This is a genomic window from Chryseobacterium sp. W4I1 (assembly GCF_030816115.1).
Classification (GTDB): domain Bacteria; phylum Bacteroidota; class Bacteroidia; order Flavobacteriales; family Weeksellaceae; genus Chryseobacterium.
On sequence record NZ_JAUSXQ010000001.1, the window covers coordinates 831,982 to 845,341 of the forward strand.

Consider the following 13,360-nt stretch of genomic DNA (forward strand, 5'->3'; position numbering starts at 1 on the left):
ATTCATATTTGAATGGTTTTTGCATTCACACTAAAAAGAAATAATTATGAAAAACACCTTCGCCGTTCTTGCTGTTTCAAGCTTTCTTGCATTTTCTGCATGTAAAAAAAGTGATCATACTGTGGTATCTTCAGATAAAACTGGAACTGCAGAGACTGAGAAATTTGTAGTGGATTCCGTGATAGTAAGTGATTCTTCAAAAATAGGAGATTCGCTTACCATTGCCTTCACCAATAAACTGCTCGTTTTCCCAACCCTGAAAGATAAAAAACTGCTTGACAGTATTTATTTTGATAACGAAGGGATTAAAGATTTTTCTAAAAAAGGACTCCAAGCTTACCTCGATAATAGAAAAAATAATTATTTCAACTCGGTGAAAAATGACAGCAAAGATTTGCTTTCCGATATTTCCGGACAGAAATGGTATACAAGTTCCCATATGAATTTAGTTTCCAATGATAACGGTTATATGCATATTGAATACGTATGGAGCTCCTATGAAGGCGGAGCTCATGATAATTACGGGTTTTCGGAAAGAGTTTTTGATCTTACAAACAATAGAAAACTGGAACTCTCGGATATTACTTCAATGCCTAAAGCCAAGATTGAAGTCATGTTGATGAAGAATGTTAATCGAATTAACAGCGGAACAACAGACGGTGAAGGGCAGGTGAAAAATTCAGAAATGCTGCTGGTAGAGACCATTCCTGCTACCAATAATTTCTACTTCGACCAAAAGAACCTGTACTTTCACTACAGTCCGTATGAAATTACAGCGTTTGCAGCCGGAGACATTGTAATTCCTGTTTCCTGGACAGAGCTGAAGGGAACATTGAATACAAAATTTAAAGAAAGAATGAAAATAAACTAAATTAATGCTTCCACATCAGGAAGCATTTTCTATTTTTGCGGTAATGGAAAAAGTAGCTTTTATCATTAATCCCTTTTCGGCCAAAAAAAATTATCAGCCATTTCTTGACGAACTCAAAAAAAAGGTGGATAGTCCGCTATATTATGTCTCGGAATCTATTTCGGGAACGGATGATTTTATCCGGGAAAATTTTGATAATGTTGATATTTTTGTGGCTATAGGCGGGGACGGAACTATTTCTACGGTGGCAAGAAACCTCATCAATACAGATAAAATCTTAGCTATTTTCCCTGCAGGATCAGGAAACGGTTTCTCCAATGAAACTAAATTCAGTAAAAACCTGGATGAACTTATAGATAAAATCAAGGCCGAAAAATCCAGAAAGATAGATACGTTTTTAGTAAATGATAGACTCTCCATCAATGTTTCAGGAACAGGATTTGACGGAAAAGTGGTGAAGGAATTTGAAAAAACAAGCCGTGGATTCAAAAACTACATTAAAGTTTCCCTGAAAACATTCTTCAATTATAAACCCATTAAAGTCAAATTTACAGACGAAGCTTATCAGCAGTATAATGGAAGATACCTGATGCTGAATATTGCCAACACCCGACAGTTTGGAAATAATGCCTACATTGCTCCGAATGCAAGCAAAAGTGACGGATTGGTAGATATGGTTCTTGTGAAGAAATTTCCACTGACGTATTCCGCTCTTTTCGCATTCCGAATGTTTACCAAAAGACTCAAAGATGACGAATATGTCACCTATCTTCCTGTTTCAGAGATCTCTTTTAAAGTAAATACGAAAAACTGGCATCTTGACGGTGAATTTAATAAGATAAAATCACCAATCCATGTTAAGGTTTTACCTGCTAGTCTGAATATTCTCGTTTAAATTCCTTCATTAAAATAGTGAAGTGATAAAATCTTAAAATTACATCTCCAGCTTCTTCTCAATCTCAGCCGGATTGTCCAAAGAATACTGTAACTGCTTTTTATCTAATTGCTTTTCCCAATTTGCTACAACCACCGTAGCCACAGAATTTCCAATTACGTTGGTCAATGCCCTGCATTCACTCATGAATTTGTCGATGCCTAGGATTAAAGTTAATCCTGCGACTGGGATCTCCGGCACTACAGCTAATGTTGCCGCTAACGTCACAAAACCTGCTCCCGTAACGCCTGCTGCCCCTTTTGAGCTTAACATGGCAACTAAAAGAAGCATCAGCTGTTTTTCCAGTGACAGATCAATATTAAGAGCCTGAGCTATAAACAGGGAAGCCAGCGTCATATAAATATTGGTTCCATCCAGATTGAAAGAATAACCTGTGGGAACTACAAGTCCTACAATTGCCTTTGAGCATCCTGCTTTTTCCAGTTTTTCCATAATCCCCGGAAGTGCAGATTCTGAAGAACTGGTTCCTAAAACCAATAGAAGCTCCTCTTTCAGGTAAAACATCAGCTTGAAAATATTAAATCCGTTGTACCAGGCTACCGCTCCCAAAACCAAGACGACAAACAGAATAGAGGTGATATAGAATGTTCCTACTAAAAATATAAGATTCAATACGGAATGCAGACCATATTTTCCAATCGTAAATGCCATTGCTCCAAAAGCCCCGATTGGTGCCAGTTTCATCAGCATATGAACAATTTTGAAAATTGGAGTTGAAAGATCCTGGAGGAAATCAGTTACTTTCTGACTTTTTTCTTTGGTTAAAACCAGTGCTACACCCATTAATACGGCTACAAGAAGCACCTGCAGTATATTTTCACCTACTAACGGACTGAAAAGTGTTTCAGGAATAATATTCATGATAAAACCTGTCAGGGTAGATTCGTGTGCCTTTTGCTGGTATTGTGCAACATCACCGGATAGGGTAGCAGGGTCAATATTTAGGCCGTGTCCAGGCTGCAAAATGTTTCCCACGATCAAACCGATGATCAGTGCCAGTGTAGAAAACGTAAAGAAATAAATCATAGCTTTTACGGCAATACGTCCCACTTTCTTAAGATCTGTCATATGGGCAATTCCTAATGTCAGGGTAATGAAGATCACAGGAGCGATGATCATTTTTACCAGTTTGATGAATCCGTCACCCAAAGGTTTCATTTTTTCACCCAGCTCCGGGAAAAAACGTCCTAACAGTATACCTGCTGCTATGGCAACAATAACCTGGAAATAAAGCTGATGATGGATTTGTTTCGCTTTCAAGAGATTCTTTTTTTTAGATTTGAAGGCGGAAAATTAAGAATTTTTATCTTAAAACATGACAAACGTCAGTTAAATAATGATTTTTGAAGAAGATAGGAAAGAAAGAGAAGTTCTGAAGTTTTTCAATACTGCTAAAGTTGATTCAGCCTTCATATTCTTCGACTTCGATTAGCATGACACACCTAAATTAAAGTTGTCATGCTGATCGGAGTCGAAGAATTATATAATTGTATCTGGATTATTCTACAGCAACCGAATCATCTCCACGGCCGTCTGCCACAGCGTGAATGGTTCCATTGTCATCCATCAGGATCAGTTCTGTTTTTCCGATGTATTTTATTTTTTCAATCACATAATTTTTGTTTTTCAGTGCAGTGATTGTGCTCTCAGGGAAATTATTTTCCACTGTTATCTTTTCCGGAAGCCACTGATGGTGGAATTTCGGTGCATTTACTGAGATATTGGCATTCTGCTTAAAATCTACAACATTTACAATAGACTGGTAAACAGAAGTAGGGATTGTGGTTCCACCCGGCGTTCCCACCACCATATAAGGTTTCCCATTTTTAAGCAGGATCGTTGGCGTCATCGAAGAAAGCATTCTTTTATTAGGCTGTATGGCGTTGGCTTCTCCACCCACAGCTCCAAACATATTCGGGACGCCGGGCTTAATAGAGAAATCATCCATTTCATTGTTTAAAAAGAATCCTGCTCCTGAAACTACCACTTTGCTTCCGTAATATCCGTTGAGGGTAGTGGTTACAGATGCTGTATTTCCATCCTTATCTATAACAGAAATATGAGTAGTCTGTGTAGATTCATTAGGCTGGCTGATGATTTTTCCGACTGCTGAACTCGGAGTGGCTTTTGTAAAGCTGAAACTTTTCCATCTGTTCTTCAGATAGGCATCAGAGGTCAGATAAGCGGTTTTGTCCTCAATAAATATCCGGATCGCCCATATATTCTGCTCTATCAGCAAAAGCTCGTCTTTCTGCTTCCGTCATGATCTGCACGGCTTCCGTAGAGTTCTGTTGGTATTTTTCAAGATTTTCATATCCTGCCATCGTTAGCATTTGAGCTAGCAGTACACCACCACTTGAGGGAAGTGGCATGGTTACGACACGGCTCCCTTTATAATCAAACTCCAACGGTTTTCTTTCTGCCGTTTTATAGTTCTTTAGATCTTCCAAAGTAATGATTCCATTGCCTTTTTTCATTTCAGACACGATCATTGCTGCAGTTTTTCCTTCATAGAATCCTTTGGCGCCCAGCTTTTGAATTAATTTCAGGGTCTCAGCCAGTTCTTTCTGAACTAAAATATCGCCGGCTTTCCACGGAGTTTCCTTCACAAAGGCAATGGAAGACTGATTATGGGCAAGGAATTTTTTTCTGTGTGTATTTAGCATCTCAGCTTCCATTTCTGTAATGGCAAAACCTTTTTCGGCCAGATCAATCGCTGGTTGGATAATTTTATCCATTGGAAGCTTGCAATATTTTAAAGTTGCAAAAAATCCGGAAATACTTCCCGGTATACCTACAGCCAATCTTCCATATTGGGACAGGTCCGTGTTAGCTTTTCCGTTTTTGTCCACATACATATCCTTGGATGCTTTCCTCGGGGCAGTTTCTCTGTAATCCAGGGTGAATTTTTCGCCATTATTTTTAACACCAACCAGAAATCCTCCTCCTCCGATGTTTCCGGCTTGAGGATATACAACAGCCAGTGCATATTGTGTTGCTACAACAGCATCGTAGGCATTTCCACCCATCTTCATGATTTTTGACCCTGCCTCACTTGCCAGAGGGTGGGCAGAAACTACGACCCCTTTATTTTTAACCTTTACTTCTTTGATAATGTTGAAGCCTGTAAACTGTGCAGGTGAAAAATTAAATGCCACAAGTACGGCAGCCAGAAATACTCTTTTCATAAGATTATGTTTAAGGCAAAAGTAGATAATTTTTAAGCAAACTAAATATCTTCAATAGAGGTTTGTATCTATAATAGTCATTAAAAATAAAACCATTCGTTAAATTACCTATTTCGCATGTAAAAAATAAGTTAAAATAATAAATAATCAGTAAATGTTATCATTTGTTTATTTATTTTTATTAAAAACTCAATTTTATTGATTTTAATTTATTTTTTGTAAATTGAACTGACATTAAAAAAACGCTTATGAATAAAAATTACCAGAAAATTGCTTTGCTTGGAGTATTGTTTTTTATTTCTGCAAATGCCAATGCCCAAACTAAAGATTCGATAAAGACCAACCAGGTGGATGAAGTAAAGATCACTATTGGTTCAAGAAACAAAGCCAGAGTAGCTACCGATACTCCGGTGCCGGTAGATGTTATTAATATTGGTTCTCAGGCCGTTTTAAGTCCTCAGATGGATCTTAATCAGATTTTGAATTATGCAGCACCCTCATTTACATCTAATTCAACAACTGTGGCAGACGGAACAGATCATGTGGATCCGGCTCAGCTAAGAGGACTTGGGCCTGATCAGGTATTGGTTCTTCTCAATGGAAAAAGAAGACATAACTCTGCTTTGGTTAATATCAATGGTTCGCCGGGCAGAGGTTCGGTAGGGACTGATCTGAATGCCATTCCTGCATTTGCGATTGAGAGGTTGGAAGTGCTGAGAGATGGTGCTTCTGCACAATATGGCTCTGATGCTATTGCAGGAGTTATCAATGTCATCATGAAAAAAAATACCAATTCTTTTACAGCCGCCATTACGGCAGGAGCTTTTAATTCAAAAGGAGCGAATGATCATCATGGAGGATGGGATGGTGGAAAATATCAGGTAGATCTTAATTATGGCACTAAAATCGGGACAAACGGATTTGTCAATTTCACCGCAAGTTTATTAAGTAGGGATGATACAAGAAGAGCACAAGCGGCCACCGGAGATATTTTCAATGCATATAATGCGATTGAACAAAGAGCTCTGGAACAAGGGGTGAATATTTCTTCACTTTTTGGAAACATTAGCAATACTCCGAATACACAGCAGATTATAGGTTACATTCATCAATATGCTCCATCAGTTGGATATTTTACAGCACAGCAGCAAGCAGCTATTCAGTCTGCCAGCACTATTTCGCAGTTGCAGAATTTACTGAAAGTTGATGCTACTGAAAATGAACTGGCTTATAGAAAATTAACCAGAGACGATTTTAATATGCGGGTTGGACAGTCCAAATTAACGTCCGGGCAGTTTTTTATGAATTCTGAATTTGATCTTTCATCATCTGTGAAGGGATATGCTTTTGGAGGAATTTCTTACAGAGATGGTAATGCAGCAGGCTTTTTCAGAAGACCCAATCAAAACAGAACGTCTACGGCCCTATATCCGAACGGTTTCTTACCGGAAATAGCTTCTGATGTTATTGATCTTTCTTTTGCAGGCGGGGTTAAAGGAAAATTGGGAAATGTCAACTATGACATCAGTAATACTTTTGGGCAGAATACTTTTGATTATACTATTAAAAACACTGCTAATGCATCCATGCTGTATCCCGGTAAAACAGAATTTGATGCAGGTGGATTGAGCTTTATGCAGAATACGGTTAATGCAGATTTTGATACAAAATTTGACTGGCTGAAAGGTTTTAATGTAGCCTTTGGAGGAGAAGCAAGATTTGAACGCTATAAAATAAAAGACGGAGAAGAGGCGTCCTGGGCGCTTTATGATATCAATGGAAAAATCCAGACTCCATCAACAAATCCTAATTTAAAACCTACAGATTTTTTCGGAGTCTATACTTCGCAATCGTTACCAGGTCAACCTGTTGTGCCTGCAAGTATGACTAGCACCAGACCAGGTGGTTCGCAGGTATTTCCTGGTTTCAGGCCTGAAAATGCTTTAAATAAAGGAAGGCAGTCTGTGGCGGCTTATGTAGATACAGAATTAGATGTTACAGATAAATGGCTTGTAAGTGCTGCTTTACGTTATGAACATTATTCAGATTTTGGATCCACGTTCAATTACAAAATAGCAACACGATATAAGTTAACTGATCAGATTAATATAAGAGCAGCTCATTCAACCGGATTTAGAGCTCCTTCCTTGCAGCAGATTTATTTTAATGCCACAGCAACTCAGTTTGTAGGCGGTACAGCGTTTGAGGTAGGTACATTTTCAAATGATTCAGAAGCTGCCAGACTCTTGGGTATTCCACAGTTGAAACAGGAAGAGTCAGCGAGTTATTCTGCAGGTTTTACGGCAAAAATTCCACAGGCTAACCTTACTTTTACTGTAGATGGTTATTATATTAAGATTAAGAATAGAGTGGTTCTTACCGATCAGTTCTCAAGACCAGCCGGGACTTATGCTGATGGAAGTCCTGAAAAAAATCTACAGAATCTTTTTGATAAAGCCAATGCCAATGCAGCTACATTTTTCGCTAATGCTATTGATACCCAGACTAAAGGAGTAGAAGGGGTGGTTTCTCACAGAGGAAAGTTTTCTGAGAAAGTTTCACTAAATTCTGATTTGGCAGTGACGGTGTCCAAAACCAACAGAGTAGGAGAGATCCACGGTTCTGACGCTTTGATTAAAGCAGGGCAGATCAACCGCTATTACTCAGAATCGAGTAGAATTTATCTTGAAGAAGCTATTCCGAGATTTAAAGCTTCCCTTAATAACGCTTTGGAAATCAGTAGATTTAATGTGCTTTTGAGAAATGTGTATTTTGGAAAGGTTACAGATCCTAATGTAATGGATGCCAACGGGGACGGTATTGTAAGTGGTGAGATTATTAACGGGCAGGCGGTTGCCACAGAGCATCCTGTATGGGGTGGAAAAGTAATTACGGATTTGTCAGTAGGCTACAAGTTCAGCAGTAGCTTTAGGTTGACTATCGGAGCTAATAACTTATTTGATATTTATCCGGATAAAAATTATGGACCAACTGCAGTAAAAGTGCCTGCCCTGGATGCTTCCGGTAATTTGACTTACGTTAATGCTGCTCCTATAGACCTTACTAATCAAAACCAGTTCGTTTATTCCAGAAACACATCCCAGTTCGGAATGAACGGAAGATTTCTTTTTGCGAGAGTTAATTTGAGCTTTTAGCGGCTTCTCTTTAGATATTATGAAAAAGGTATGTTTTTGCATACCTTTTTTATTTTGGTTGATTTGATTTTTTTACTTTTGTACAACTCTAAAAAAATATCTAAAATGGAATCCTATACGGAAAGAATATTGATTACAGGTGCTTTGGGACAGATCGGCACCGAACTGACAAACAGACTTGTTGAAATCCACGGAGCTGACAATGTAGTAGCATCCGGACTAGACAGATGGCAGAAGGGAATTACCGCTGCAGGACATTATGAAAGAATGGATGTGACCAATACGCAGTTGGTAAGACAGGTGATCAAAGATTATGAGATCACAACAGTGTACCATCTGGCTTCCCTTTTGTCAGGAACTTCAGAAAAGCAGCCTATTTTCGCTTGGAAACTGAATCTTGAACCTCTTCTCCATTTTTGTGAACTGGCAAAGGAAGGGCTTCTTAAAAAGATCTTCTGGCCAAGCTCAATTGCAGTATTCGGGAAAGGAATTCCGAAACATGATGTAGCGCAGGATGTGGTTTTAAATCCTACCACAGTGTATGGAATCTCTAAGATGGCTGGAGAGAAATGGTGTGAGTATTATTTTGATAAATACGGAGTAGATGTAAGAAGCATCAGATATCCAGGACTTATTTCATGGAAGACTCCGGCAGGTGGTGGTACAACAGATTATGCTGTAGAGATTTTTTATGAAGCAATAGAGGAGGGAAAATATACAAGTTTCATTTCTGAAGATACAGGAATGCCGATGCTTTACATGGACGATGCGATCAATGCAACGTTAAAATTAATGGAAGCTCCAAAAGAAAGTTTGACCGTTCGTTCGTCTTATAATTTAGGAGGAATGTCATTTACTCCTAAAGAACTTGCTGAAGAAATCAAGAAAGAAATTCCAGGTTTTTCAATTGATTATAAACCGGATTTCAGACAGGCAATTGCAGATTCATGGCCGGCTTCAATTGATGATTCTGTAGCTAAAAAAGACTGGGGACTGACCTACGATTTTGGGATTTCAGAAATGACTAAGGACATGATCAAGAATCTTAAGGTGAAATTAAATAAAAATTAATTACCTAAAGCTAAAGTTTAAATAGATGTTATTTTAATATCTGATTTATAATTAATTACAAAATCTATCTAAAATTTAATTTAAAATGATCTTACTGACTTTTAACATCTTAAACATTGAATCTGAAACCAAAAACGGCTTTCAGATTTCTGATGAAGAAAGGTTGAAGATCACAGAAGACAATACAAAAGCTGTTCTTCGGATTTTAGATATTCATGATATAAAAGCAAGTTTTTTTATTGAGATTTCTATCGCTCAAAAACTGCATCATTTAATAAAAGCAATTTCATCCCAAGGGCATGAAATTGCTTTTTATAATAAGACTTCCAATCTTGAGGAAATTGAAGAGGTTAAGAAAAATATTCAGGATCTTTTGGAAAAACAGATCAGGGGAATCAGGCAGAAAGATTTTAAACTCGCTCAGGAAAATCTGAAATCGCTGGAGTTTAATTATGTTTCTAATATCGATAATGCAGACATCCTTTTTCCATTCAAAAGATTAAAAAGAGATACGGAGATCAATGAAGAAGACGGATTGAGTATTGTGCCGGAAAGTATCTCCCCATACAGTCAGCTGCCGTATAATGATTTTGTCTTTCAGATCTTGCCGATGAAGTATTACAAGAATATGGTTTTCGAAACGCTAAAGAATGATGATTTTGTACTGATTTATCTCAATTCCTGGCAATTCACAGATTTTAAAAAGTATAAGTTTGATATCCCTTATTACAGGAGCTTATTTTCAGGCAAAAAAATGGAGGACAAACTGGATGCCCTCCTTACCTTTATCAACGAGAATGATATGGCTACTTCCCGTATGAAAGATTATATTTTTTAGGGAGAAGATTGTAGGGGTTAGGTGTTGCGTTGCAGTTTTGAATTCTGGTCTTTGATTAAGTTTAGGCAGAGTATTTGGGGGTCAATGGTGAATTTGCTTTGCAAGTGAATAGTGAATTGTAGAAAAGAGTCAAGAATCAAGAGCTAAGACTTCAGATATACTAGATGATACTCGTTAACTTAACTACTACGAACTAGCAACCAGCAACTAACAACACTTCTCAATTCATTTACTCTAAACCTCTCAGACTCTCAAACGCCCTCACAACGTAATTAACTCAGCTCAAACAACGTAATTTCCGGTAAAACTCCAACTCTTCCGGGGTAGCCTAATACTCCAAAGCCTCTGTTGACATACAGCATCTTTCCTTCACTTTCGTACAAGTCAGCCCATTTTGGGTAGCGGTATTGTACAGGAGACCATTTTACATTTTTCAGATCTAAACCAAACTGCATCCCATGCGTATGCCCCGAAAGTGTCAGATGGATGTTTCCGGGGTGCTTTTTAACGACATAATCAAAATGGGTAGGGTCATGGCTCATTAGAATTTTTGGAGCAGATTCCGGCACACCTTTTAAAGCATCATCGATTCTTCCGAACTGAGGGAAAGGCTTCAGTCCCCAGTTTTCGACACCAAGGATGTATAGCTTTTCACCCTCTCTTTCTATTGCCCTGTTTTCGTTTCTCAACATATCAAAACCCGCCTGTTTTTCATAGTCGATAAGGGTGTCAAGATTCTTCTTTTTAGCATCAAGAGAAGACCAGGTTACGTAATCACCATAATCGTGGTTTCCTAAAACGGCCAATTTTCCGTCTTTCGCCTTGATTTTTGAAAATAATGGAATAAAAGGTCTGAATTCATCAGCAACATTATTCACCATGTCTCCCGTAAAGAGCACAAGGTCAGGTTTCTGCTCATTAATCAGATCAATGGCATGCTGCAGTTTGTCCGGATTAGAAAAGCTGCCGCTGTGTACATCGGAGATTTGGATGACCTTATAGCCTTTAAAGTTTTTGGCCAAACCTGGAATCTTTACTTTGATCTTTCTTACTGTGTGCCGGTACTTTCCAAAAGTGATTCCGTCTATAAAAAGCGCAGAAAGAACACCTCCAAGCCCTAACCCTATTATACTCAGGAATTTTCTTCTTTCCGGAAAGAAGTTTTCTTTTGGCTGTGTAAGCCCGATCAGGTAGCCTCCGGTTCTGAAGATATCATCAATCAACAGAAACAGCACCACAAATATTTTTGGCAGAATAAAGATCAGGAACAGTGAGATCATAATCTGGACCCTGATTGAGCTTTTATCTGTTTTTTGAAAGTGCATCAGCTCATAAGCGAAAATTCCGTAGACGGCGAAAGATACAGCCCAATATCCGAGCTTTACCCAGAAATTATCAGTTAAAGTTCTTACAGCCTGGTAGATATAAACTTCCAGAAATAAGAAGATGGCGGCAATGATCAAAAAATTTCTCTGCATAAGATCTAAAAAAGCACAAAGAAAATGTTTTCCCTGTGCTTTATATTTTTTTGTTAATTAAATATTTTAAGGAAATCTGTAAACGATAGCATTGATGTTCATTCCGGCACCTACCGAAGTCATCACAACGTTACCATTATCTTTAAACGTATGACCCTCCATTTTTCCTTTAATTATTAAATCATACATGGTAGGAATGGTTGCTACAGACGTATTTCCAAGGTTTTGGATCGTCATAGGGGAGACCGAATGATCATAATCTTTCACATCATAAAGCCGGTGAAGCCTTTCAATCATGGCGTAATCCATCTTTGCATTGGCCTGGTGAATCAGGATCTTGTCGATATCTTCAATAGAAAGTCCTGCATCCTCAATAGTTTCCTTAATAGCCGAAGGAACATTTTTAAGAGCATACTCATAGATCTTTCTTCCCTGCATTCTTACATACAGACGTCTCTGGTCTACATCCTGATTGATGGAAGGGGCGTTTTCGAGATAAGATAATTCCGGACCGTTGTCACAGATCGTGTTGTGGGCAATAATACCTACATTTTCCTGATCCGTAGCCTTTACTACAACAGCGCCGGCTCCATCTGCAAAGATCATTCTGTTTCTGTCATGCGGATCGGTAACGCGGCTCAAAGTTTCTGCTCCCACTACAAGGATGGTTTTTGCAGCTTTTGCCTTGATCAGATTGTCTGCAAGGATCATGGCTTCTACCCATCCCGGACATCCGAAGATCATATCGTAAGTAATGCACTTTCTATTTTTTATTCCCAGCTGGTTCTTTACTCTGGCAGCCATATTGGGCATGAAATTCACATATCCGTCTACAGTAACTTCTCCAAAGTTGCTTGCATAAATTATATAATCCAGGTCTTCGCCGTTTACATTAGCATCTTCAAGGGCAATTTTAGCAGCTTCAGATCCAATCTTTGAGTTGGAAAGATCGTCTTCAATGAATCTTCTGTTCTCTATTTCTGTAATTTCTACAAACTTCGCAATGGTCTCTTCTGCAGGCTTTTCAATCTTTACTCCGTCTTCAGTGTAGAATTCAGAATCCATAAAATAATCTCTACCAATAACTCGGTTAGGAATATAGGATCCGGAACCAATAATGATCGTATTCGGCATTCGTTTAAATGATTTTTAGAGATGCAAAGTTAATAATTAATATTAATAACGGAGAATTAAAAATATTATTAAATTTGCAAAAAATGTACTTTACAGTCGTATGAAAAACAACTCGTCCTTAAAAGGCTTACTTATTGCAGCTGTGGTGTTTATCGTTGCCTTTGGAGTCTACTTCTTTTTTTTAGCCAAAAAAAATTATTTTGTTGTAGATAATCCTACGCCCAATACCTATTATTTCAAGATCAACAACGGTTCCGAAGGAATTATTTCCGCAGGACAGTACGTTCATGTAGATGTGAAAAAGGGTAAAAATTCAATCAAAGTTTTTGATCAGAATAAAAAAATGCTGTATGATTCTGCCTTTGAAGTGAATAAAATTCGTGGCCTTATCAATATAGCCCATCAGGATTATTATATTAATGATCAATATTATGGGTACAATCTTAAAAAAGATTCATTACTTTTGGCCCTGGACAAAATCACAATAGACGGGAAAAGCTATTTCGGAGGTGCTAGACACTTCAACAAGCTTTATACCGAAGATTTTTACTACAATGTAGATGAAGATTACGACAAGCTGATCAAAAACATTCAGCAGGTAGAATCAAGATCAAAGATCTTCAGAAAGCAGGATTTCCTAAATTATTACAAAGAATATTACAAGTTTTAA

General features: G+C 38.0%; 9 protein-coding genes and 1 pseudogene. 6 read left to right on the forward strand and 4 right to left on the reverse strand.

The genetic code is table 11. The features are described 5' to 3' along the window. Positions 1-46 precede the first annotated feature (46 nt). Both QF044_RS03860 and QF044_RS03865 read left to right on the forward strand, forming a co-directional pair. Complete coding sequence (locus tag QF044_RS03860) at positions 47-871, forward strand: RsiV family protein (RefSeq protein WP_307263864.1); 825 nt, start codon at positions 47-49, stop codon at positions 869-871. Positions 872-914: 43 nt separating this feature from the next. Further along, complete coding sequence (locus QF044_RS03865; RefSeq protein ID WP_307271932.1) at positions 915-1,766, forward strand: diacylglycerol kinase family protein; 852 nt, start codon at positions 915-917, stop codon at positions 1,764-1,766. Positions 1,767-1,805: 39 nt separating this feature from the next. Here the strand turns inward: QF044_RS03865 and QF044_RS03870 are convergent, their stop codons facing one another. Next, positions 1,806-3,086, reverse strand: a complete 1,281-nt coding sequence (locus QF044_RS03870; RefSeq protein WP_307263866.1) for a dicarboxylate/amino acid:cation symporter — start codon at positions 3,084-3,086, stop codon at positions 1,806-1,808. Positions 3,087-3,324: 238 nt separating this feature from the next. Then, positions 3,325-5,014: pseudogene (gene ggt, locus QF044_RS03875) on the reverse strand (gamma-glutamyltransferase). A 248-nt stretch (positions 5,015-5,262) separates the two neighbouring features. Between ggt and QF044_RS03880 the strand changes: the two are divergent. The 3 genes from QF044_RS03880 (at position 5,263) to QF044_RS03890 (ending at position 10,078) form a co-directional block, all read left to right on the forward strand. Beyond that, positions 5,263-8,169 (forward strand): TonB-dependent siderophore receptor, encoded by a 2,907-nt coding sequence (locus QF044_RS03880; RefSeq protein WP_307263868.1) that lies wholly within the window; start codon positions 5,263-5,265, stop codon positions 8,167-8,169. 105 nt (positions 8,170-8,274) lie between these two features. Further along, positions 8,275-9,240, forward strand: coding sequence for an NAD-dependent epimerase/dehydratase family protein (locus QF044_RS03885; RefSeq protein ID WP_307263870.1), 966 nt, complete (start codon positions 8,275-8,277; stop codon positions 9,238-9,240). An 85-nt stretch (positions 9,241-9,325) separates the two neighbouring features. Next, positions 9,326-10,078 carry a polysaccharide deacetylase family protein gene (locus QF044_RS03890; protein WP_307263873.1) on the forward strand — a complete coding sequence of 251 codons (753 nt, stop codon included), beginning with the start codon at positions 9,326-9,328 and terminating at the stop codon, positions 10,076-10,078. Positions 10,079-10,350: 272 nt separating this feature from the next. On the opposite strand, the gene QF044_RS03895 is transcribed toward QF044_RS03890, so the two are convergent. Together QF044_RS03895 and QF044_RS03900 are read right to left on the reverse strand one after the other, a co-directional pair. Next, the gene (locus QF044_RS03895; RefSeq protein ID WP_307263875.1) at positions 10,351-11,556 is read right to left on the reverse strand and encodes a metallophosphoesterase; all 1,206 of its coding nucleotides are present in this window, start codon (positions 11,554-11,556) and stop codon (positions 10,351-10,353) included. A gap of 66 nt (positions 11,557-11,622) precedes the next feature. Further along, on the reverse strand, positions 11,623-12,690 hold the full coding sequence (locus QF044_RS03900; RefSeq protein ID WP_307263878.1) for a 3-oxoacyl-ACP synthase III family protein: 1,068 nt from the start codon (positions 12,688-12,690) through the stop codon (positions 11,623-11,625). Positions 12,691-12,790: 100 nt separating this feature from the next. Between QF044_RS03900 and QF044_RS03905 the strand changes: the two genes are divergently transcribed. Further along, positions 12,791-13,360, forward strand: coding sequence for a hypothetical protein (locus QF044_RS03905; RefSeq protein WP_307263883.1), 570 nt, complete (start codon positions 12,791-12,793; stop codon positions 13,358-13,360).